This is a genomic window from Novosphingobium olei (assembly GCF_037076535.1).
Lineage (GTDB): Bacteria > Pseudomonadota > Alphaproteobacteria > Sphingomonadales > Sphingomonadaceae > Novosphingobium > Novosphingobium olei.
This window is the reverse complement of the sequence record NZ_AP029021.1, coordinates 2,326,590-2,347,298: the sequence shown is the minus strand read 5'-3', so window position 1 is coordinate 2,347,298 and position 20,709 is coordinate 2,326,590. Positions and strand designations below refer to the sequence as shown.

Annotated in this window: 20 protein-coding genes; 12 read left to right on the top strand and 8 right to left on the bottom strand. The window is 67.6% G+C overall.

The window, feature by feature from the left end; all coding sequences use genetic code 11:
• Positions 1-10 precede the first annotated feature (10 nt).
• The 3 genes from AACH40_RS11060 to hemC are packed head-to-tail and all read right to left on the bottom strand — an operon-like array spanning position 11 to position 2,550.
• Positions 11-949, bottom strand: a complete 939-nt coding sequence (locus AACH40_RS11060; RefSeq protein ID WP_338642458.1) for a hypothetical protein — start codon at positions 947-949, stop codon at positions 11-13.
• A 30-nt stretch (positions 950-979) separates the two neighbouring features.
• Positions 980-1,657 carry a uroporphyrinogen-III synthase gene (locus tag AACH40_RS11055; protein WP_338642457.1) on the bottom strand — a complete coding sequence of 226 codons (678 nt, stop codon included), beginning with the start codon at positions 1,655-1,657 and terminating at the stop codon, positions 980-982.
• Positions 1,658-1,665: 8 nt separating this feature from the next.
• Positions 1,666-2,550: a hydroxymethylbilane synthase gene (gene hemC, locus AACH40_RS11050; RefSeq protein ID WP_338646046.1), complete on the bottom strand. Its 885-nt coding sequence runs from the start codon at positions 2,548-2,550 to the stop codon at positions 1,666-1,668.
• 144 nt (positions 2,551-2,694) lie between these two features.
• On the opposite strand from hemC, the gene tsaD reads away from it, so the two are divergent.
• The 4 genes from tsaD to AACH40_RS11030 are packed head-to-tail and all read left to right on the top strand — an operon-like array spanning position 2,695 to position 6,870.
• Positions 2,695-3,744: a tRNA (adenosine(37)-N6)-threonylcarbamoyltransferase complex transferase subunit TsaD gene (gene tsaD / locus AACH40_RS11045; RefSeq protein ID WP_338642456.1), complete on the top strand. Its 1,050-nt coding sequence runs from the start codon at positions 2,695-2,697 to the stop codon at positions 3,742-3,744.
• Entirely contained in the window at positions 3,741-4,751 is a 1,011-nt protein-coding gene (locus AACH40_RS11040; RefSeq protein WP_338642455.1) for an NAD(P)H-dependent glycerol-3-phosphate dehydrogenase, read from the top strand. Before tsaD ends, AACH40_RS11040 begins: the two co-directional genes overlap by 4 nt.
• Positions 4,744-6,240: a lipopolysaccharide biosynthesis protein gene (locus AACH40_RS11035; RefSeq protein ID WP_206069486.1), complete on the top strand. Its 1,497-nt coding sequence runs from the start codon at positions 4,744-4,746 to the stop codon at positions 6,238-6,240. Before AACH40_RS11040 ends, AACH40_RS11035 begins: the two co-directional genes overlap by 8 nt.
• A 36-nt stretch (positions 6,241-6,276) precedes the next feature.
• The gene (locus AACH40_RS11030) at positions 6,277-6,870 is read left to right on the top strand and encodes a hypothetical protein (RefSeq protein WP_338642454.1); all 594 of its coding nucleotides are present in this window, start codon (positions 6,277-6,279) and stop codon (positions 6,868-6,870) included.
• 1 nt (position 6,871) lies between these two features.
• Here AACH40_RS11030 and AACH40_RS11025 read toward each other — a convergent pair whose 3' ends face one another.
• The 4 genes from AACH40_RS11025 to uvrB form a co-directional block, all read right to left on the bottom strand.
• On the bottom strand, positions 6,872-7,453 hold the full coding sequence (locus tag AACH40_RS11025; RefSeq protein WP_338642453.1) for a hypothetical protein: 582 nt from the start codon (positions 7,451-7,453) through the stop codon (positions 6,872-6,874).
• Between the two features lie 6 nt (positions 7,454-7,459).
• Complete coding sequence (locus AACH40_RS11020; RefSeq protein ID WP_338642452.1) at positions 7,460-7,750, bottom strand: addiction module antidote protein; 291 nt, start codon at positions 7,748-7,750, stop codon at positions 7,460-7,462.
• Positions 7,731-8,096 carry a type II toxin-antitoxin system RelE/ParE family toxin gene (locus AACH40_RS11015; protein WP_338642451.1) on the bottom strand — a complete coding sequence of 122 codons (366 nt, stop codon included), beginning with the start codon at positions 8,094-8,096 and terminating at the stop codon, positions 7,731-7,733. The genes AACH40_RS11020 and AACH40_RS11015 overlap by 20 nt, the downstream gene beginning before the upstream one ends.
• Before the next feature lie 101 nt (positions 8,097-8,197).
• A complete protein-coding gene (gene uvrB, locus AACH40_RS11010) occupies positions 8,198-10,387 on the bottom strand; it encodes an excinuclease ABC subunit UvrB (protein ID WP_338642450.1) in 2,190 nt (729 codons plus the stop codon).
• A 97-nt stretch (positions 10,388-10,484) separates the two neighbouring features.
• Here uvrB and AACH40_RS11005 point away from each other — a divergent pair, with 97 nt between their 5' ends.
• The 7 genes from AACH40_RS11005 to AACH40_RS10975 all read left to right on the top strand — a co-directional run bounded on the left by AACH40_RS11005 (position 10,485) and on the right by AACH40_RS10975 (position 18,216).
• Positions 10,485-12,203 carry a hypothetical protein gene (locus AACH40_RS11005; protein WP_338642449.1) on the top strand — a complete coding sequence of 573 codons (1,719 nt, stop codon included), beginning with the start codon at positions 10,485-10,487 and terminating at the stop codon, positions 12,201-12,203.
• A gap of 73 nt (positions 12,204-12,276) precedes the next feature.
• On the top strand, positions 12,277-13,125 hold the full coding sequence (locus AACH40_RS11000; protein ID WP_338642448.1) for an alpha/beta fold hydrolase: 849 nt from the start codon (positions 12,277-12,279) through the stop codon (positions 13,123-13,125).
• A 90-nt stretch (positions 13,126-13,215) separates the two neighbouring features.
• Positions 13,216-14,649 (top strand): circularly permuted type 2 ATP-grasp protein, encoded by a 1,434-nt coding sequence (locus AACH40_RS10995; protein WP_169493159.1) that lies wholly within the window; start codon positions 13,216-13,218, stop codon positions 14,647-14,649.
• 40 nt (positions 14,650-14,689) lie between these two features.
• Complete coding sequence (locus AACH40_RS10990; RefSeq protein WP_338642447.1) at positions 14,690-15,637, top strand: alpha-E domain-containing protein; 948 nt, start codon at positions 14,690-14,692, stop codon at positions 15,635-15,637.
• Between the two features lie 20 nt (positions 15,638-15,657).
• Positions 15,658-16,470, top strand: a complete 813-nt coding sequence (locus AACH40_RS10985) for a transglutaminase family protein (protein ID WP_338642446.1) — start codon at positions 15,658-15,660, stop codon at positions 16,468-16,470.
• A gap of 86 nt (positions 16,471-16,556) precedes the next feature.
• Positions 16,557-17,324 (top strand): proteasome-type protease, encoded by a 768-nt coding sequence (locus AACH40_RS10980; protein ID WP_169493156.1) that lies wholly within the window; start codon positions 16,557-16,559, stop codon positions 17,322-17,324.
• A 271-nt stretch (positions 17,325-17,595) separates the two neighbouring features.
• A complete protein-coding gene (locus AACH40_RS10975) occupies positions 17,596-18,216 on the top strand; it encodes a response regulator transcription factor (protein WP_169493155.1) in 621 nt (206 codons plus the stop codon).
• A gap of 385 nt (positions 18,217-18,601) precedes the next feature.
• On the opposite strand, the gene AACH40_RS10970 is transcribed toward AACH40_RS10975, so the two are convergent.
• Positions 18,602-19,270 carry an extensin family protein gene (locus tag AACH40_RS10970; RefSeq protein WP_338642445.1) on the bottom strand — a complete coding sequence of 223 codons (669 nt, stop codon included), beginning with the start codon at positions 19,268-19,270 and terminating at the stop codon, positions 18,602-18,604.
• Positions 19,271-19,548: 278 nt separating this feature from the next.
• On the opposite strand from AACH40_RS10970, the gene AACH40_RS10965 reads away from it, so the two are divergent.
• Positions 19,549-20,697 carry a phosphoserine transaminase gene (locus AACH40_RS10965; RefSeq protein WP_338642444.1) on the top strand — a complete coding sequence of 383 codons (1,149 nt, stop codon included), beginning with the start codon at positions 19,549-19,551 and terminating at the stop codon, positions 20,695-20,697.
• The last annotated feature ends 12 nt before the right edge of the window (positions 20,698-20,709 follow it).

The window sequence follows — 20,709 nt, the reverse complement described above, 5'->3', positions numbered from 1 at the left end:
GCCGGGTGTTTTAAGGCGCGGTGCTGGCCTGCGGGGCTGGTGCGGGCGTCGCCGCCTCTCTGGCTGACGCGCTTGGAACCGGCGTCGGGGCCGGCATGGCGGTCGCGGCGGGCGTTGCCACCTGCACCGGATCGGGCAGGGTAAGCGCCGAGGTTTCGAGCTGATCGAGCGCGCGCTGGGTCATGACCCAATCGCGGGCGTGCGACAGCCAGTCGACCGCGACATCGCGGCCGGGCATGCGTTCGACTTCGGCGATGGCAGCGTCGATGCGGCCGCCGGCAATGGCATAGCGTGCCCGCTCGATCCGGCTCTCGGGCGTGGGCGAGGGCGAATCGTCGTGGCGGATGACGACGAGCGAGCCGATCTGGCGCTTGAGCCAGTCCCAGTTGCCTTCGTCCTGACGGCCACCGGCAAGGCGCGGGGCGATGCGTTCGAATTCTTCATCGAGCGAGGTGAGCGTGACGGGCTTCTGGCTGGCCATCAGCAGGCGGTCGACCGCGCCGGGCTGGCTTTGGCCGAAGCGCAGGCGCAGCTGGTTTTCGAGATAGCCGAGCGGCGCGCCGCGTTCGACCGCGCGACGGGCGGCGACCGCGAGCAGCAGCGCTTCGGCATGGGTGGCCTGGCCCGAAGCGGCGATGGCTTGCTGGTTCAATTCCGCGAGGCGCTGTTCCAGCGCCGAAACCTTGGCAGCGGCACCGGCCAGCGCGGCTTCGGTGGCGACGCGGTCGGCGATCAGCTGAGTGTTCTGGGCCGGCACCGCGCTGGCCGTGGCGGCGGGCTTGCCATCGAGCGAGAGGTGGAGCCAGCCTTCACGCCAGCCGAGCCAGGTTGCTGCGGCGAGCACGCCCAGCACCATGATCAACACCAGAACGGCCACCACTGCGCGGTTGCCGCGTCCCCGGCTTGCCGCCCGGGACGGGCCCGGTTCGGGATAAGTCGTGTCCTGCATGCGCCTTTTTTCTTGTTGGTGGCCCTAGGGTCACACTGTCTGGCACATTTGTGCGGCGAGCGCCAGCAAGGCCTGATCGGTTCTGGAGCCAGCGATTTCAACGCTTTGCCAGCCTTCGCCCGCCTTTGTTCCGATTCGGGGCGCCAGGCAGGCGAGCGAAACCCGTTCGCGCGATAGTTTCAGCCGCACACATTCGGCGGCAAAGTGGCCCGCGGCTTCGCCCGAATGGAGCGCCACGACCGCGCCTTCCGCCAGCGTGGCGGCCAGCGCAGGCGGCAGCGGCAGGCCGCGCGCGGCGTAGACCACGCGGGTGTCGACCTCTACCCCCGGCGGCGGCATCAGCGGCACGTGGCGTTCGCCGGCAAGGCGCAGGTAGCGGCCCGGTGGAAGCTGCGCGACGAGCGGCTCCATCCCGCCTTCGCCGGTGCCCGCGATCGCGAAACCCGATCCTTGCGCCACCGCAGCGGTCGTCTCCCCCACGGCATGGACCGGAAGGCTGCGCAGCGCATCGAGCCCGGCGCCGCCCAGCCGGAATAGCGCGGCACTGCCGGCGAGGATGGCGTCGAATTCGGATGCAGGCGGAACCCCCCATGGCACCGGCGCCATCGCGAACAGCGGATGCGCGTGGACGATCAGCCCCAGCGCGCGCGCCGCCTCGGCCGTCGCGGTGTTGCCCGGTTCGGGCCGCAGCACGACCAGCGGGCGCATCGGGCGGTTCAGTCCTTGGCCGGGCCGGAGAAGTGGACGGTGATCGCCTCGGGCGCCTGTGCCAGCAGTACCTCGGCAAGCGCCGCGGGGGCTGCGGCATCGTCGGGCGCAAAGCGGGCGCTCGCTTCGACGCGCTCGGCTCCGTCAGGGCTGTAGAGCGCGGCACGCAGGCTGAGCGTGTCTCCCTCGATCCGGCTCAACACCGCGATCGGGCTGTGGCAATTGCCGCCGAGCGCCAGCAGCAGCGCGCGCTCGGCGCGGATCGCGGCGTGGCTGGGCGCATGGTCGATCGCGGCGAGCCATTGGCGCACGTCGGTGCGTTCGGTCAGGCATTCGATGCCGATCGCCCCCTGCGCCGGGGCGGGCAGCCATTCGTCCTCGCCGAGCGGATGGCCGACGCCGGTCTCACCAAGGCGCTGGAGGCCCGCGGCGGCGAGCAGGGTGACGTCGGCTTCGCCCGCCTGCAGCTTGGCAAGGCGCGTGGCCACATTGCCGCGGAACGAGATGACCGAAAGATCCGGCCGGGCGTGGAGCATCTGCGCGGCGCGGCGCGGGGCGCTGGTGCCGACGCGCGCACCGGGCGGGATCGCTGCAACGGTCGCCGCGCCGACCAGCACGTCGCGCACGTCGGCGCGCGGCAGAACGGCGGCGATGGTCAGCGTGTCGGGCCGGATCGTTTCGACGTCCTTCATCGAATGGACCGCGAAGTCGATCTCGCCCGAATGCAGCCAGGCGTCGAGCTCCTTGGTCCACAGCGCCTTGCCGCCGACTTCGGCGAGCGGGCGGTCCTGCACCTTGTCGCCGCTGGCGGTCACGGGCACCAGCTCGACCAGCGACTGGTCCCAGCCGTGCGCGGAGCAGAGCCGGTCGCGCGCTTCCTCGGCCTGCGCCATGGCGAGTGGCGAGCGGCGGGTGCCGAGCCTGAGCGGACGGTCCGGCGCGGGGGCGGGCGCTGGGCCCGGCGCAGCGGTATGCAAGTTCGGGGCGTTCATGCCCGGTTGCCGTAACGCCGATTATCTCTAAGGGGAAGCGCTCCCATGGCACTGATCCTCGGCATCGAATCCTCCTGCGACGAAACCGCCGCCGCGGTGATCGACAGCAACGGCGAAACGCTCGCCGCGCGCATCGTCGCGCAGCGGATCGCCTCGCAGGACGAAATGCACCGCCCCTATGGCGGCGTGGTGCCCGAAATCGCGGCCCGCGCGCATGTCGAGGTGCTGGGCCCGATGATCGGGCAGGTGCTGGCCGATGCCGGGCTGACGCTTGACGACATGGACGCGATCGCCGCGACGGCAGGCCCCGGCCTGATCGGCGGGGTGATGGTCGGCCTCGTCACCGGCAAGGCGCTGGCGATGGCAGCCGACAAGCCGCTGATCGCGATCAACCATCTGGAAGGGCACGCGCTTTCGCCGCGCCTTGCCGAACCTTCGCTCGCCTATCCCTACCTGCTGCTGCTGGTCTCGGGCGGGCATTGCCAGATCCTGGAAGTGCGCGGTCTTGGCGATTATCGCCGGCTCGCCACCACGATCGACGATGCGCTGGGCGAAGCGTTCGACAAGACTGCCAAGATCCTGGGCCTCGGCTATCCCGGTGGCCCGGCGGTCGAACGGCTGGCGCGCGAGGGCGATGCCAAGGCCGTGCCATTGCCGCGCCCGCTGGTGGGCAGCGGCGAACCGCACTTCTCGTTCGCAGGGCTCAAGAGCGCGGTGATGCGCGCCAAGCAGGCGGGCACGCATCGCAATGCCGATATCGCCGCCTCGTTCCAGCAGGCCGCGCTCGATTGCGTGATCGACCGGACGCGGATCGCGCTTGGCGCCTGCGGGCCGGTGACCGCGCTGGTAGTGGCGGGCGGGGTTGCCGCCAATGCCGCGCTGCGCGGGGCGCTGGAGGAGCTGGCGTCGGGCGCGGGCCTGCCGCTAATCGCGCCGCCGCCAAAGCTGTGCACAGATAATGCGGCGATGATCGGCTGGGCGGGGGCGGAACGCTTAGCGATGGGTTATAGCGACGCGCTCGACGTGGCGGCGCGCCCGCGCTGGCCGCTCGATGCCAATGCCGCGCCAGTACGCGGCGCAGGGGTGAAGGGATGAGCGAGGGCAATTTCGCCACGGTGGGCGTTGTCGGTGCGGGTGCCTGGGGCACCGCGCTGGCGCAGATGCTCGCCAGCGACGGGCGCGAGGTGCTGCTCTGGGTACGCGAGAGCGAACTGGTGGCGCAGATCAACGAAGAGCGGCGCAACGGCCTGTTCCTGCCATCGGCCGAACTTCACCCGACCATTCGCGCCACGGGCAACCTGGCCGACCTGGCCCAAGTGCCGGTGCTGCTGATGGTTACGCCGGCGCAGCACCTTGGCGCGGTGCTTTCGGGTATCGGTCATCGCGGCGATGGCGATCTGGTGCTTTGCTCGAAAGGCATCGAGGCGGGCACCGGGCGGCTGATGGCCGACGTGGCGCGCGATGCGGCCCCCTGCGCCAGCCTTGCCGTGCTGTCCGGTCCGACGTTCGCGCACGAAGTCGCGGCGGGGCTTCCGACCGCGGTAACGCTCGCCTGCGCCGGCGGCGAAGCGCAATGGCGCAGGCTTTCGGCGGCAATCGCGCGGCCAACTTTCCGCCCCTACTACTCCGACGACGTTGCCGGGGCCGAGATCGGCGGCGCGGTCAAGAACGTGCTCGCGATCGCCTGCGGCGTGGTCGAAGGCCTGCGGCTCGGCCAGAACGCCCGCGCCGCGCTGATCAGCCGGGGCTTTGCCGAAATGCAGCGCTTCGGTCTTGCCATGGGGGCGCAAGCGGAAACGCTTTCGGGTCTTTCGGGGTTGGGAGACCTTGTGCTGACCTGTTCCTCCACGTCCAGCCGCAACTTTTCGCTGGGCAAGGCGCTGGGCGAAGGGGCGAGCGCGGCCGCCATCCTGGCCGACCGGGCGACGGTGGCCGAAGGCGCCTTCACCGCGCCGGTGCTGGCCGAGATCGCACGGGCGCGCGGCGTATCGATGCCGATCGTCGAGGCGGTAACGCTGCTGCTCGAAGGCAAGGCCCCTGCGCATCAGGTCGTCGCGCAACTGCTGGCACGGCCGCTCAGGGCGGAAGCGCTGCTTGGCTGACGCCGCCGCCTTGCCTTCGCGCAGCCCCGAGCAGCAGGACATCGCCGCGCTCGCCAAGGGCGGGCGGACGAACTTCCTCGGCTTCGTGCTGCGGCTGGGCGGCACCGCGCCGTTCCTGTTCATCGCCGGCCGGTTCTATGGGGTAGAAGCGCTGGGGCGCTATGCCTCGGCTCTCGTCATCGTCGAACTGGTGAGCCAGGTCTGCAGCCTTGGCCAGCGGCGCGGCCTTGCCCAGCGGCTGGCCAACGATACGCGCGATGCCGCGCACAGCGTGGCCGATGCGATGACGCTGTCGCTGGTCGTCTCCCTGCTCGCCGCCGTGCTGCTCTATGCGGTCCCTGCGCCGATGTTCCCCAGCGGCGAATTCAACGCGTTTGACCGCCTGCTGCCGTTTGCGCTGATCGCCAACACGCTGACCGACGTGGCGCTGGCGGCGCTCGCCTATCGCTACAACGTGGGCGCCACCGTGCGGGCGCGTTCGCTGGTCGAACCCTGGGCGCAGACGCTGGCGGCGGTCGGCTTCCTGTTCGTGCTGCCGCAGGCCGGGCTGGCGCTTGCCTACATCATCTCCAAGGTGGCCGCGCTGATCGTCGCCTGCGTGCCATTGGTGCGCAGCTACGGCGCGCCGCAGCGCTGGTCGCCCAGCCCGACGCGGCTGGCGCGGCTGGCCTTGACCTCAGCGCCGCTTGCCGGGGCGGACATGATCGAATGGGGCACGCGCAAGCTCGACATCGCGCTGCTCGGCTTCTTCACCTCTCCGGCGGCGGTCGGGATCTACTACGCCGCGCAGCAGGTTGCGACGCTGCCGCAGAAGCTCAAGACCAGTTTCGAGCCGATCCTGGGGCCGGTGATCACGCGCAACCTGAAGGAAGGCAACTACGCCGCGATCGCGCAGCAGGTGTGTCAGGTGGGCTTCTGGATCACCGCGGCGCAGGCGGGAATCGCGCTGGCGCTGGGCATTCCGGGCCGGGGCGTGATGGGGCTGGTCGGCCCCAACTTCGTTGCCGGCACCGGCGCGCTGGCGCTGCTGCTGACCGCCGAAGTGGTCGCCGCGCCTGCCGTGGTGAGCGAAGCGGCGCTGATCTACATGGCGCGCATGCGCAACCTGTGGATCAGCATCGGCGCGATCGCGACGCAGGGCGTGCTGACGGTTGCGCTTATGCTGCTGGCCCGCCGTGCCCACGCCAATCCGCTGCAGCAGGCAGAGGCTGCGGCTTTCGCGCTTGCGGTCGGGCTCGCGCTGTCGTCGCTGATCAAGTCGAAGCTGCTCGGCCGCATTCTCGGCGCGCGGATCACCAATTTGCGCTGGCCGCTGATCTGGGCGGCAGCGCCTGCCGCGCTGGTCGGGTTCGCCGCCAAGCTGCTGCCCGAATGGCTCGAACTTTCGGTCGGCATCCCGGCGATCCTGGGCGTCTATGGCTTCGTCATCTGGCGCTTCGGGTTCGGCCCGGAAGACCGGCTGTTGTTCCGCAAGCAGCGCGTGGGCTAAGGCGCGCTTTCAAGTTTAATCAAAGGGCGTGCTGGCATGCTGCAGATGATCGAAGCCAACTGGATTGCCGTGACCGCACTGGTCGTGCTGGTGCTGCTGGTGGCCTGGCTGTTGTGGGGACGCAAGAAGCCGGCGCCCGCCAGACGCGAATATCGCGACGTGCTGTCCGAAGGCGCAGGCCCCGCGCAGCGCAACGACGCCCTGATCGATGCGCCCCCAGCCGCCGCCATCCCGCCGATCGTGCCCCCGGTCGTGCCCCCGATCGTTCCGGCACCTGCCACCGGGATCATGGCAGGCGTCGCCGAAGTGGTGGCGCACGAAGCGCAAGAGGAAGTGGAAGCCGCCGCGGTGGTCGCTGCTGGACCTGCCGCCGCACCCGTGGAGGCGGGCAGCGCCGATGACCTTACCCGGATCAAGGGCGTGGGCCCCAAGCTCAACGCGCGATTGAAGGAACTGGGCGTCACCCGCTTTGCCCAGATCGCCGCGTGGAGCGAGGCGGACCTGGCCGCGATCGACGCGCAACTGGGGGCGTTCGCCGGCCGCCCCAAGCGCGATGCCTGGATCGAACAGGCGACGCTGCTCGCAGGCGGCGATACTGGCGCCTACGAAGCGAAGTTCGGCAAGCTCTGACTTATTCGGAAGCCGGTGCGTCGGTCCCGCCAAGGGGCGTGACCGGCGCGGCGGCAGCCGGGTTGGCCTTGCACCGGCGTAGCACCTCGCGCATCGGTTCACCCGCGGTGACCTTGATCATCCCGCCGCCGGGCAGGGTGCCGTTGAAGGCGCTCTGAAACACGGCCGCGCCCGGATCGCCGGGGGCAAGCGAGCCCTGCCAGATATAGCCGCGCTGACCGGGGACGGCGGTCGCATCGACCGGAAGCCGCAGGATGCGCCCGCCGCCCTGCAACGCAAACAGCGCCTGCGCCCCGACTTCGGCGGGCGAATGGCGCGTGACCATCAGCAGGCCCGACCGGCAGGCGACGGTCAGCAAGGGCGGCTGCCCGGCATAGCCGTACGTTGCCGAAGCGCCGTCGGGCGCAGCGATCCAGCTACCCTTGGCCTTGGGATCGATCGCGGAAAATCCGGCGCCGTCGCTCTGCGGCATGGCAAGGCGCACGGCATCGACCGGCGCGTTGTCGGGCGCGGGCAGGGCTGAAGACCTGGAGCAGCCGGCGAGGGCAAGCGCGGCGAGGGCGATGGGATATGCGATTTTCATGGGCGGTCAGGCGGCTGCAGGACGCTTCTGTACAGTGAGTTCAAGACCAAGCGCATCGAGCACGGCGGTCAGCGTTTCAAGCGTGGGATTGCCGTCTTCGGACAGCGCCTTGTAAAGCGCCTGCCGTCCAAGACCGGTCTTGCGCGACATTTCGGTCATGCCCTTCGACCGGGCGATGTTGCCGAGCGCGGCCGCAATATGGCGGGGGTCATTCCCTTCCATCGCCGCTTCGAGATAATAGAGCACGTCCTCCTCGGTTTCGAGGTAGTTGGCCGGGTCAAATGGGCGAAGCTCCATCAGTGCGCTCGATCTCTTCCTTCAGCCGTTTTGCCTGGGCAATGTCGGCGTGCTGCGTGCGCTTGTCGCCTCCACACAGGAGAATGACAAGCTCCTTGCCCCGCTGGAAGAAATAGACCCGGTAACCCGGCCCGTAGTCGACGCGAAGCTCGTGAACGCCGCCCTTGACGGACTTGCAGTCGCCGAGATTACCGTCGGCCAGACGTTCGAGGCGAACCACGATCTTTGCTCGGGCACGCCGGTCCCGCAAGGAGCCGAACCAATCGGAGAAGTCGGGTGTTTCCGACAGCTGAAAGGCCTGTCCTGTATAGGAGACACTCCCTTTGGAGTCAACAGATCTGGGCAAGGTCCAACTCCTTCGGAGGAGGGCCTAGCTAGCCTTGATTTGAAAGTAAGACCTTACTTTCGACCATTTTGGCGAAAAGCGAACATTACACCTTTGCAGCCTCACCGCCCCCACTTGGTCTTCTGGCTCTTCCCGAACCGCGTCTTCCTGGTCCCCGGCTTGCCTTCGTTGCTGCGGCCGACGATCGGCGCCTTGCGCTCGTCCTCTGGCAGGCCCAGCTCCGTTGCTTCGAGCTTGCGGATCTCGTCGCGCAGGCGGCCGGCTTCCTCGAATTCGAGGTCGGCGGCGGCGGCGCGCATCTTGCGTTCCAGTTCCTCGATGTAGGCGCGAAGGTTGTGGCCGACGAGGTTGTTGCTGCCTTCCGCGTCGATGTCGACCAGCACACCGTCGCGGCTGGCGGTGTCGGCGACGATGTCGTGGATGTTGCGCTTGATGGTCTGCGGCGTGATGCCGTGGAGTTCGTTGTATTCCTGCTGCTTGGCGCGGCGGCGGTCGGTTTCGGCGATGGCGCGCTCCATGCTGCCGGTCATGCGGTCGGCATAGAGGATCACGCGCCCGTCGACGTTGCGCGCGGCACGGCCGATGGTCTGGATCAGCGAGGTTTCGCTGCGCAGGAAGCCTTCCTTGTCGGCGTCGAGGATGCAGACGAGGCCGCATTCGGGAATGTCGAGCCCTTCGCGCAGCAGGTTGATGCCGACCAGCACGTCATAGACGCCAAGGCGCAAGTCGCGGATCAGCTCGATGCGCTCCAATGTCTCGACGTCCGAATGCATGTAGCGGACCTTCAGCCCCGCTTCGTGCATGAACTCGGTCAGGTCCTCGGCCATGCGCTTGGTCAGCGTGGTGACGAGCGTGCGGTAGCCCTTGGCCGCGGTTTCGCGGCACTCGTTGATGCAGTCCTGCACCTGGTCCTCGACCGGGCGGATCAGCACAGGCGGGTCGATCAGGCCGGTGGGGCGGATCACCTGTTCGGCGAACACGCCGCCCGCCTGCTCCATCTCCCACTGCGCGGGGGTTGCTGAAACTGCGATGGTCTGCGGGCGCATCGCGTCCCATTCGTTGAAGCGCAGCGGGCGGTTGTCGATGCAGCTGGGCAGGCGGAAGCCGTATTCGGCCAGCGTCAGCTTGCGCCGGTGGTCGCCGCGCGCCATCGCCCCGACCTGCGGCACGGTCTGGTGGCTTTCGTCGATAAACAGCAGGCAGTTGTCGGGCAGGTATTCGAACAGCGTCGGCGGCGGTTCGCCGGGCAGGCGGCCGGTGAGGAAGCGGCTGTAGTTTTCGATCCCCGCGCACGATCCGGTGGCGGCGATCATCTCGAGGTCGAAGTTGGTGCGCTGTTCCAGCCGCTGGGCTTCGAGCAGGCGCCCTTCCTCGGTCAGCTCCTTCAACCGTTCGGTCAGTTCGAAGCGGATCGCCTCTGCCGCCTGCTTCATCGTCGGGCCGGGGGTGACGTAGTGCGAATTGGCGTAGACGCGCACGTTTTCCAGCTTCGTGCCCGCCTTGCCGGTCAGCGGATCGAATTCGACGATGCTCTCGATCTCGTCACCGAAGAAGCTCACGCGCCAGGCGGTGTCGTCGTAGTGCGAGGGGAAGATTTCCAGATTGTCGCCGCGCACGCGGAACGTGCCGCGCTGGAAGGCGGCGTCGTTGCGCTTGTACTGCAGCGCGACGAGCTTGCGGATGATCTCGCCCTGGTCGACGCTGGTGCCGACTTTCAGGTCGAAGATCATTGCCGAATAGGTTTCGACCGAGCCGATGCCGTAGATGCACGAGACCGAGGCGACGATGATCACGTCGTCGCGTTCGAGCAACGCGCGGGTCGCCGAGTGGCGCATCCGGTCGATCGCCTCGTTGGTCGACGATTCCTTCTCGATATAGGTGTCCGAGCGGGGGACGTAGGCTTCGGGCTGGTAGTAGTCGTAGTACGAGACGAAATACTCGACCGCGTTCTCGGGAAAGAAGCTCTTCATTTCGCCGTAGAGCTGTGCGGCAAGGATCTTGTTGGGGGCAAGGATCAGCGCCGGGCGCTGCAGTTCCTCGATCACCTTGGCCATGGTAAAGGTCTTGCCCGAACCGGTGACGCCGAGCAGCACTTGCGTCTTCTCGCCGCCGAGCGCGGACTCCACAAGATCGGCAATGGCGGTCGGCTGGTCGCCCGCCGGCTGGTAGTCGGAAACGACCTTGAACGGCCGCCCGCCATCCGATTTCTCGGGCCGCTGCGGCTTGTGGGGGACGAAGGTGCCGGAAGTGTCGGGCTCTTCGAGCCCGCGGCGGATGACGAGTTCGGCCATGCCTTCGAGTATGGGTGTTCAGCTTGCGTTCTGCAATGCCAGGCAAGACCATTGCTCCTTGAACAGTGGGACCTGCCAAGCGCCTGAAGGAACTGCCATGCTCCAGATGCGAATGCTGTTTTCCCTGTCGTCCGCTGCCCTGCCGCTCGCGCTCGCCGGACAGGCTGTTCAGGCTGCGCCGCCGCCTGCCGGTCCCTCCGCTGCCGCGCCCGTAGGGGTGCAATTGCGGGCGACGACCAGCAATCCGTCGATCAGCACGTTCGCGCCAGGGCAGCCCGTCTCGCTGCGATTTGCGGTCACGGGATTGAAGCCGGGGGCGGCGACGACGCTTGCCGTGACGATCACCGACGACCGGCAGGTCACGGTCCTGAGCAAGTCAGTGAAGGTCACCGCCGATGCCAGCGGCGCCGCGCAGGTCGCGCTCGATGCGCCGCACGGACGGCTGGGATATTACGAGGTAGCCGCGCGGCTTGCCGATGGCACGGCCATCGCGGCCGAAGGCACGCGGCCCGCCGGCATCACCAGCTATGCCGTTGTGCCCGATCCGGCCGGGCGGACCGACTATGGCCCTGATTCTTCGCACTTTGCGATGCAGGGCGGGTTCAGTTCCAAGGCGCAGATCGTGCCGCTGCTGGGCCTGCGCTATTACCTCGATCGCGTGCAGTGGCACTGGATGGAGGAGAAGGCCCCGGGTAATTTCGCCAAGGCCTGGGACAGCGAGCGTGCGCGCAACGGCAACAAGCCCTGGCCAAAGGGCCTTGACCAGGACATGGCCCCATCATGGCAGGGCAAGCCGTGGGCGATGTATCCGATCGCGGCGGCGATGGGCTCGGGCGTGCCCGACTGGGCGCTGGTGCCCGGCACCGGCGGCAAGATCTGCAAGACCTATGGCCGGCTCAACGCGCAGGGCAAGGCGGCGCTTCCCGTCTATGCCGCGGCGCTGGCAAGGGCCTTTGCGCACGATTACCCGACGATGCACAAGCGCATCTACCAGATGGCGTGGGAGCCGGGGCAGGGCTGGTGCTTCGGCGGAACGAACGAAGACCTGATCGAATACTTCCGCCTGACCTACGATGCGATCCACGCGGCCGATCCCGATGCGGTGGTGGCGGGGCCGACGCTGTTTCCATCGTCCAACTATGACGATCAGTTGCGCGGGCTGTGGGCGGGCGGCCTTGGGCGCTACATCGATGCCTATTCGATCCATCCCTATTCGCCGGGCGATCCGCCCGAAACCCACGGCCTTGCCGAACACCTGCGCACGCAGATCGCTGCCGCGGAAAGGAGCGGCGGCCATCCCATCGGCCTTGTCGGCACCGAGCACGGCTCGGAAACCAGCCGCAGCGGCAATCGCGGGCAGGCGCGCGAGAACATCCGCGTCACGCTGATCATGCTGGGCGAAGGCGCCAGCGTCGACACCGCGTTCTACGTCGCCGATTTCTGGGGGCCGGGCGGGCCGCGATCGAAGGACGTGCAGACCCACGGCTTCTACTGGAACCTCAACGACAGGCTCGCCTTCGGCACCGACCGCATCGCGCCCAAGATGAGCGTGCCGGCCTATGCCGCAATGACCCGGCTGCTCGACGGCACCACCACCCGCGGTCCGTTGAGCGGCCTTCTGCCGACGCAGCGCGGCTATCGCTTCGTGCGCGGCGGCACCACCATCGACGTGGTGTGGGATTATGCCGGGACATCGAGCCGTGCCGTCCCACGCGGGGCGCAGGTGTGCGACTGGATGGGCAATTGCCGCGCCGGCAGCGCCACTCCGGCCAAGGTCGATGGCCAGCCGGTCTACATCGTCACCGGTCCGGTGTGATTCTTGACACAAATATGAAACACTCGCGCGAATCTGGCGTTGTAGGCGAAGCGGACCTACCAGCGGAGCGATCATGGCATTGGCGCAGCAACAGACCCTTTCCCGGAAAACGGCGTTCGACTGGCACGCGCTGGGCGAGCGGCTGACCGCGTTCCGGGAAGAGGCCGCGCGCCGCAGCGCCCTGGCGTTCGAGCCGCGCCCGACCGCGGCGCGGGGCCCGCACATGGCGCGGCTGCTGGCCGAGCTGCGTACCCCTGTCGAGCTGTGGCAGGCGCACCGCGCCGCGCGGCGGCATGTCGAACCCGTGCCGGGGCCGGGGTCCGACGCCGCCGCGCCTTCGCGTCCTGTCATGCTGCTGCCCGGCTTCGGCACGCATCCGGTGCGGATGAAGAGCCTGCGCGTGGCGCTCGAAGCGGCCGGCCACCGCGTCTCGGACTGGGGGCTGGGCTTCAACTTCGGGCCCACCGAAGAAGGGTTCGAACGGCTTGCCGAACGCGTGGTCACGATGGCGCGCAAGGAAGGCGAACCCCTGGTGCTGGTCGGCTGGAGCCTTGGCGGCCTGTTCGCCCGCGAAATCGCGCATCGCCACCCCGAAGCGGTGGCGATGGTCGTCACGATGGGCTCGCCCTTTTCGGGTGATCGGCGCGCCAACAATGCCTGGCGCGCCTATCAGGCGATCGCGGGGCACAGCGTCGATGCCCCGCCGGTCGGCCATGCCTTTGCCGCAAAGCCCCCGGTACCGACGGTGGCACTGTGGAGCGCGCGCGACGGCATCGTCGCGCCGCGATCGGCCTGCGGGCGCAAGGGGGAGCGCGACCGCGCCATCGCGCTGCGCTGTACGCACCTGGGGTTCGCCGGCCACCCCGACGTTGCGCGCACGCTGCTGGCACTGCTGGCGGACCTTCACGGCGCGGCGGCGTAACCCGATCGTAAAATATTTCGCAGGTGCAGCATCGGCGCTTGCGGGCCGTCGGATCCTATGCAAGCTTGGGTCCGAAGACGGGATGCGCCTATGAACAACTCCTCACCCTCGTCCTATGACGAGATGGTTGATGCCGATGGGGCGGTTCGCCCTGCCTATGCCGGTTACCGCCAATGGTTCGAGGAGCAGCCCCCCGATCTCCTGCGCCGCAAGGGCAGCGAAGCGGAAGCGTTCTTCCGCCGCACCGGGATCACCTTCAACGTCTATGGCAACGAAGATGCCGAAGAACGGCTGATCCCGTTCGACATGGTGCCGCGGATCATCACCGCGCACCAGTGGCGCAAGCTTTCGCGCGGGATCGAACAGCGCGTGCGCGCGCTCAACGCCTTCCTCCACGATCTCTACCACCGGCAGGAAATCGTGCGTTCGGGCCGCCTGCCGGCACGCCTGCTTAAGGGGAACGAGGCGTTCCTGGCGCAGATGGCGGGCTTCACCCCGCCGGGCGGCGTCTACACCCACATCGTCGGCATCGACCTTGTCCGCACCGACGAGGACGAGTTCATGGTGCTCGAGGACAATGCACGCACGCCCAGCGGCGTGTCGTACATGCTCGAAAACCGCGAAACGATGATGGCGATGTTCCCCGAACTGTTCACCCGCGTCCGGGTGCGCGAGGTTTCGGACTATCCCCGGCGCCTCGCGCGCAGTCTTGCCGCTTGCGCGCCGCCTGCCGCCCGCGGGCACAAGCCGGTGGTCGCGGTGCTCACGCCCGGCATCTACAATTCGGCCTACTTCGAACACGCCTTCCTGGCAGACCAGATGGGCGCGGAACTGGTCGAAGGCAGCGACCTGCGCGTGGAGAACGGGCGCATCGCCATGCGCACCACGCGCGGCTGGCAGCCGATCGACGTGATCTACCGCCGGGTCGATGACGAATACCTCGATCCGTTGAGCTTCAATCCGTCGAGCGTGCTCGGCGTCGCCGGGATCATGGACGTCTACCGCGCGGGCGGGGTGACCATCGCCAACGCGCCGGGCACCGGCATCGCCGATGACAAGGCGATCTACAGCTTCATGCCCGAAATCGTCGAATTCTACACTGGCGAGAAGCCGATCCTGAAGAACGTGCCGACCTGGCGCTGCAGCGAGCCGGACGCGCTGAAGTACGTGCTCGACAACCTGGCCGACCTTGTCGTCAAGGAAGTCCACGGTTCGGGCGGCTATGGCATGCTGATCGGCCCGACCTCCTCGAAGAAGGAGATCGCCGCCTTCGAGATCAAGCTGCGGGCGCGGCCCGACAACTACATCGCGCAGCCCACGCTCTCGCTCTCGACCGTGCCGATCCTGACCAAGGCCGGGCTCGCCCCGCGCCACGTGGACTTGCGGCCGTTCGTGCTGGTCAGCCCCAACGGGATCGACATCACGCCGGGCGGGCTCACCCGCGTTGCGCTCAAGAAGGGGTCGCTGGTGGTCAACTCCTCGCAGGGCGGCGGCACCAAGGACAGCTGGGTTCTGGACGACTGATGGCGGAATACAATCTCGAGGGCATGCCGAAGGACACGCGATGCTAGGCAGATCCGCAAACGGCATTTTCTGGCTGTTCCGCTACCTCGAACGGGCGGAGAACACCGCGCGCCTGATCGAGGCCGGTTTCCGCATGGCGCTCACCCGCGATACCCGCGATGCGCAGGACGAATGGCGCTCGGTAATCGTCACGCTGGGCCTGCAGAGCGCGTACGAGGCGAAGTTCGGGCTCGATTACGCAGGCCCGCAAGTGTTCAACTTCGTGCTGCGCGACAAGGACAATCCCGGCAACGTCCTCGCCATGGTGGAAGGCGCGCGGCAGAACGCGCGCATGGTCCGCACCGGCATCACGCGCGAGGTGTGGGAGACCGTCAACGAGAGCTGGATGCGGCTCAAGGAGCTGCTCGCCCGGCCCGTCACCGACGCCCGGCTCGGCCTCGTCATCGACACCATCCGCCGCCAGTCGACCGAAGTGCGCGGCGCGATGGAAGGCACCATGTTGCGCAACGACATCTACAACTTCGCGCGCATGGGCACCTTCATCGAACGCGCCGACAACACCGCGCGCATCCTTGATGTGAAGTACTACGTGCTCCTGCCCTCGCTCTCCTATGTGGGGTCCAGCCTCGACAACGTGCAGTGGGAGAACGTGCTGCGCTCGCTCGCCGGGGAACGCGCCTATCGCTGGCTCAACGCCGGCCGGATGGAAGCGCGCGGCATTGCCGAATTCCTGATCCTTGACGGGCGTTTCCCGCGCAGCCTGGCGTTCTGCTACGGCAAGCTGCAATCGAACCTTGCGCATCTGGCGCGGGAATACGGCGCGCACACGCCGGCGCACGATATCCTCAACGCCGCCGCCGCGCGGCTGCAGGGCATCACCATTGAATCGATCTTCGAACAGGGCCTGCACCAGTTCATTGGCGATTTCATCGCCACGAACAGCCGCCTCGGCGCGCAGATCCAGCGCGATTACCGGTTCACAGAATAGGCCACGGGGGGAAGGCCGCCATGCGCATCGCCATCGAGCACACCACGCACTACCACTTTTCGCCCGGCATCCAGAACGGGTTGCAGCGGCTGCGCCTGACCCCGCGCAACAGCCAGGGGCAGAACGTGATCGAATGGGCGGTCCATTTCGAAGGCGCGCGCGTCCAGCTCGAATACGACGATCACAACGCCAACCGCGTCACCCTGATCAGCTTCGAGCCGGGCACGCGCGAAGTCTCGATCCGCTGCGAAGGGATCGTCGAAACGTCCGACCAGTCGGGCATCGTCGGGCGCACGGCGGGCTACCTGCCGCGCTGGCACTTCCTTGAGCCGACCCCGCTCACCCAGGTCGGGCCCAAGGTGCGCGCGCTGGTCGCGCGGCTTGCGCCGGGCGCCGACATGCTGGCCCGGCTCCATGCGCTGTCCGATCTCGTGGCCGACGCGGTGACCTATGAACTCGGCCATACCGATGCTGCCAGCACGGCCGAGGCAGTGCTCGCCGCAGGGCACGGCGTGTGCCAGGACCACGCCCACGTGTTCATCGCCGCCGCGCGCGCGATCGGCGTGCCGGCGCGCTATGTCTCGGGCTACCTGCTGATGGACGATCGCATCGATCAGGATGCGGGGCACGCCTGGGCCGAAGCCGAGGTCGAAGGGCTGGGCTGGGTCGGTTTCGACATCTCCAACCGCATCTGCCCCGATGCGCGCTACGTCCGCGTCGCCTCGGGCGCGGACTATCGCGATGCGGCCCCGGTTACTGGCATACGCGTGGGCAGCAGCGACGAGACGATGCACGTCAGGCTTGCGGTGCAGCAGCAGCGTGTGGAACAGTAAGACCGATCGGTGACAAAGCGCAGGGGCCGGGTTGACTCAGCGGCCCCTGTCGGACGATCGGCGACAGGGGAAAGCCGGGGAAGACAATGACGTATTGCGTGGGCATGGTGCTCGACAAGGGCCTCGTCCTGATGAGCGACACCCGCACCAACTCGGGCGTCGACAACATCTCGGTGTTCCGCAAGATGCATTCCTGGCAGGTGCCGGGCGAACGCATCATCACGATCATGACCGCCGGCAACCTCGCCACCACGCAGGCCGTGATCAGCCAGCTGGAAGAACGCAACAAGGCACCCAGCGAACGGCGCCCCTCCATCCTCGAAGCGCCGACCATGTTCCAGGTGGCCACCCAGGTCGGCCGCCTGCTGCGCGACGTGATCGAAGGGCGGCAGGATTCGGGCATGCAGTCCGAAGGGCCGCGTTTCACCGCCTCGATGATCGTCGCCGGGCAGATCCGCGACATGGAGCCGCGGCTGTTCCTGATCTATCCCGAAGGCAACTTCATCGAGGCCAGCTTCGACACGCCCTTCTTCCAGATCGGCGAGACCAAGTACGGCCGCCCGATCCTGCTGCGCGGCTACGATCCGGGGATGAGCTTCGAGAACGCGGTCAAGCTGATGATGGTCAGCTTCGATTCGACGCTGGCCGCGAACCTGTCGGTCGGGCTGCCGCTCGACCTGATGGTGATCGAGCGGGATCGGTTCGAACCGTTGCACCAGAAGCGCATCCTGGCGAGCGATCCCTACTTCAAATCGATCTCTTCCAGCTGGAGCGAAGCCTTGCGCAAGGCGTTCCATTCACTGCCCGACTACACTTTCGATGATGAGGCGGCCTCGATCAGAACTATCGAGTAAGTAGAAAGCCTTAGGATAACCTCTGAGGCGAGTTTGGTAAGGGGCGAACCATACTTGGTAACTGCGATGAGACGCGCCAAGGCGCATATCCGCGGTCATGGAACACGACCTTCACCCTCGAACGCAAACGATCGCCGGGAACAAAATCCGATCCGGATATAATGCGGCTAAGGGAAAGCCTGTAGCATCGTCCGAAAGGGCCACCATTTCGTTTCGGAACGAAGCTTTCGTCGATGGCGCTGCGTCTTCGGACGGCGTCTTACTTCCCGGCATGGTCGAACGTGTCACACTCCACATCCTCGATGGCGATAGTGCGCGACGCGCGCAACTCGCCCGTCTCGCTTTCGCAGCGGGGCACCATGCCGAAATCTACGCCAACGCGGAGGAGCTGCTCTCCCACGCGCCGTCGAACGGCCTGGTGCTGGCGCACGACGAACCGACAGGGCAGGGCATCGCCACGCTCATCGCGGCAATGATGCGCGCCGGGCATTGGCTGCCGGTGATCGCCGTGGCCGAAACGCCCGAAACCCACGCGGTCGTCACCGCGATCAAGGCGGGTGCGCTCGATTACCTCGCCGTGCCGCAGCAGATCGGCCCGCTCAACGAAGCCATCGCCCACGCCACCAAGGAAGCGGAAACGCACCGCGCACAGCGCGCCCGCGCCGCCGAAGCGCGCCAGCGCATCGCCCGCCTCAGCTTGCGCGAACGCGAAGTGCTCGATCGCCTGGCCGAAGGGTGCAGCAACAAGGCGATCGCCCGCGATCTCGATATCAGTCCGCGTACCGTGGAAATCCACCGCATGAAGATGATGGGCAAGCTCGGCGCCCGCCATGCGGCAGAAGCGGTTCGCCTGCGCATCGAGGCGGCCGGCCTCGGAGACGTCGCGGCGTGACGACAGGGGGCATCAAGGCCGTATCGCAAAGCCGGTAACGCCCAGGAGGGATTGGGGCGCGGCAGGCGCACAGGGGGTGCGCAACGGCCAGGATCGACCATTCGCCACGCCGCGGCCATTCTATCTTCCTGCCGACCGCGCGCACCTTGCGCGCCCCGCCGGACAGGCTGGATATACCTGAGACCACGTTGCCCCCCGCGGTCTCATCGAGCGGGCCGCCCGGATCGTCAGCCGGGCGGCCCGCCTTCGTTTCGGACTTCTGCATTCTTGGTCGCCCGGGTGGAGCATCTGACAGGCGCGCCGCGCCCATCGCTGCGCCGATGTATCCCCTTTCAAGCTCCATTCTCGTCGGGATGCCAGGGCAGCGCGGTTTGCCCCTTGCGGCTCAACGACAGAAGCTGCGCGTGCCGCCCACTTCCAGGTGCAGGTGATCGTGGTGGGCCGCGTTGTAGTCCGGGCTCAGCACGGTGCCAAATCGCTTGCAGCCGCTGTCGCGGACGGTGCGCAGGAAGGCGCGGATTTGTGGTGAATCGCTGTTCCAGTCGCGCATCACGTTGATCCGCCGCCCGTCGGCAAGCAGGAACCCACCGACGTCGATGGCATTGGCGGTGGCGTGGGCGGACATCCGGCTCGTGCCCGCCACCGTGCGGCAGCTGTAGCTGCCCATCGTCTCGATGCGGACAAGCGGGCTGCCCAGGATCTGGCGCGCGGCGCGGTCCACGCCAAAGCGCGCCCAGCCCGAAAGCGTGTTGGCCGCCGTGCATGTCACCGGGCCAAGGTTCGAAAGCTGCAGCCGCGAATCGTCGCTGCGCAGCCAGTTCAGCCGCACCGCACCCAGCGTCGAACAGCCCGCGCCGTAATACTGATCGGGCAAGGGGGTGAACGCGGCTTCGCTGCGGCCAAGGTTGGCAATGCACTGCCGCTCGTCCGGGCGCGGCGCGATGGTGTCCATGGTGGTGCGCGTCGGGCGGCGCGGCGGCGCCTCAGGCGCGCCGACGCAGCCGGCCAGCAGCGTGGCAACAGAAAGCGCGGCCAGGGCAAGGGCGCGGGTCATGCAGCCGACTTTCGGCCCGGATGGTTAACGATTGGTGAGCGTCGCGACGAGCCGTGCATGACGATTCGCTGTCCTCCCCGGCGCCGCCTGTCACCGTCCTTGCGCCGCATGAAAATAAATCTGCGGCAGGGCGAAGCCACGGCCTTCCGCGGTTTTGGCGCCTGACCCACGTAGAATCGCACAAGGGGCCGTGATTGACAACGCAGGGATCGCCGCTACGGCGGCCGACGGGCCACGCGGTCCCAACGCCGCGCGTGCTCTCTGCAAGGAGAGACTACATGACTGAGCTTCCCGCCGCCAAGCCGGCCAATACGCCTGCACGTCCGTTCTTTTCGTCCGGACCCTGCGCCAAGCCGCCCGGCTACGCTCCCGAACTTCTCGCCACCGAATCGCTCGGCCGCTCGCACCGCGCCAAGATCGGCAAGTCGCGCCTGCAGTACTGCATCGATCTGATGCGCGAAGTGCTCCAGCTGCCCGATACGCACCGCATCGGCATCGTGCCCGGCTCGGACACCGGCGCGTTCGAAATGGCGATGTGGACGATGCTCGGCGCGCGCCCGGTCACCACGCTGGCCTGGGAATCGTTCGGTGAAGGTTGGGTCACCGATGCCGCCAAGCAGCTGAAGCTCGATCCCACGATCCTGCGGGCCGACTATGGCCAGATCGCCGATCTGAACGCGATCGACTGGTCGAACGACGTGCTGTTCACCTGGAACGGCACCACTTCGGGCGTGCGCGTGCCCAATGCCGACTTCATCCCGGCGGACCGCGAAGGCCTCAGCTTTGCCGACGCCACCTCGGCGGTCTTCGCCTACGACATCGACTGGTCGAAGATCGACGTCGCCACCTTCTCCTGGCAGAAGGTGCTGGGCGGCGAAGGCGGCCATGGCGTGCTGATCCTCGGCCCCCGCGCGGTCGAACGGCTCGAAACCTACACCCCCGCCTGGCCACTGCCCAAGGTGTTCCGCCTCGTTTCCAAGGGCAAGCTGGCCGAAGGCGTGTTCAAGGGTGAAACGATCAACACCCCCTCGATGCTCGCCGTCGAAGACGCGATCTTCGCGCTCGAATGGGCCAAGGGCCTTGGCGGGCTGAAGGGCCTGCAGGCGCGCAGCGACGCCAACGCCGCCGCGCTCAACAAGATCGTCGAAGAGCGTTCGTGGCTCTCGCACCTCGCCGCCGACGAAGCGACCCGGTCGAAGACCTCGGTCTGCCTCTCGGTCGAAGGCGCCGATGCCGACTTCATCAAGAAGTTCGCCGCCCTGCTCGAAAAGGAAGGGGCCGCCTACGACATCGCCGGATACCGCGATGCCCCGGCGGGCCTGCGCATCTGGTGCGGCGCGACCGTGAACGCCGAAGATATCGAGGCGCTCGGTCCCTGGCTCGACTGGGCCTACGCCGAAACCAAGGCCGCGCTCGCCGCTGCCTGATTTCCTGTACCA

What these genes read in the sequence shown, in the direction of transcription:
- AACH40_RS11030 (WP_338642454.1), top strand. Translation starts at nt 6,277, where the DNA reads ATGCTGCAGATGATCGAAGCCAACTGGATTGCCGTGACCGCACTGGTC.
- AACH40_RS11005 (WP_338642449.1), top strand. Translation starts at nt 10,485, where the DNA reads ATGCTCCAGATGCGAATGCTGTTTTCCCTGTCGTCCGCTGCCCTGCCG.
- AACH40_RS10975 (WP_169493155.1), top strand. Translation starts at nt 17,596, where the DNA reads ATGGTCGAACGTGTCACACTCCACATCCTCGATGGCGATAGTGCGCGA.
- uvrB (WP_338642450.1), bottom strand. Translation starts at nt 10,387, where the DNA reads ATGGCCGAACTCGTCATCCGCCGCGGGCTCGAAGAGCCCGACACTTCC.
- AACH40_RS11040 (WP_338642455.1), top strand. Translation starts at nt 3,741, where the DNA reads ATGAGCGAGGGCAATTTCGCCACGGTGGGCGTTGTCGGTGCGGGTGCC.
- hemC (WP_338646046.1), bottom strand. Translation starts at nt 2,550, where the DNA reads ATGGCGCAGGCCGAGGAAGCGCGCGACCGGCTCTGCTCCGCGCACGGC.
- AACH40_RS10995 (WP_169493159.1), top strand. Translation starts at nt 13,216, where the DNA reads ATGAACAACTCCTCACCCTCGTCCTATGACGAGATGGTTGATGCCGAT.
- AACH40_RS11055 (WP_338642457.1), bottom strand. Translation starts at nt 1,657, where the DNA reads ATGCGCCCGCTGGTCGTGCTGCGGCCCGAACCGGGCAACACCGCGACG.
- AACH40_RS10965 (WP_338642444.1), top strand. Translation starts at nt 19,549, where the DNA reads ATGACTGAGCTTCCCGCCGCCAAGCCGGCCAATACGCCTGCACGTCCG.
- tsaD (WP_338642456.1), top strand. Translation starts at nt 2,695, where the DNA reads ATGGCACTGATCCTCGGCATCGAATCCTCCTGCGACGAAACCGCCGCC.
- AACH40_RS10985 (WP_338642446.1), top strand. Translation starts at nt 15,658, where the DNA reads ATGCGCATCGCCATCGAGCACACCACGCACTACCACTTTTCGCCCGGC.
- AACH40_RS11060 (WP_338642458.1), bottom strand. Translation starts at nt 949, where the DNA reads ATGCAGGACACGACTTATCCCGAACCGGGCCCGTCCCGGGCGGCAAGC.
- AACH40_RS11025 (WP_338642453.1), bottom strand. Translation starts at nt 7,453, where the DNA reads ATGAAAATCGCATATCCCATCGCCCTCGCCGCGCTTGCCCTCGCCGGC.
- AACH40_RS11000 (WP_338642448.1), top strand. Translation starts at nt 12,277, where the DNA reads ATGGCATTGGCGCAGCAACAGACCCTTTCCCGGAAAACGGCGTTCGAC.
- AACH40_RS10980 (WP_169493156.1), top strand. Translation starts at nt 16,557, where the DNA reads ATGACGTATTGCGTGGGCATGGTGCTCGACAAGGGCCTCGTCCTGATG.
- AACH40_RS11020 (WP_338642452.1), bottom strand. Translation starts at nt 7,750, where the DNA reads ATGGAGCTTCGCCCATTTGACCCGGCCAACTACCTCGAAACCGAGGAG.
- AACH40_RS10970 (WP_338642445.1), bottom strand. Translation starts at nt 19,270, where the DNA reads ATGACCCGCGCCCTTGCCCTGGCCGCGCTTTCTGTTGCCACGCTGCTG.
- AACH40_RS10990 (WP_338642447.1), top strand. Translation starts at nt 14,690, where the DNA reads ATGCTAGGCAGATCCGCAAACGGCATTTTCTGGCTGTTCCGCTACCTC.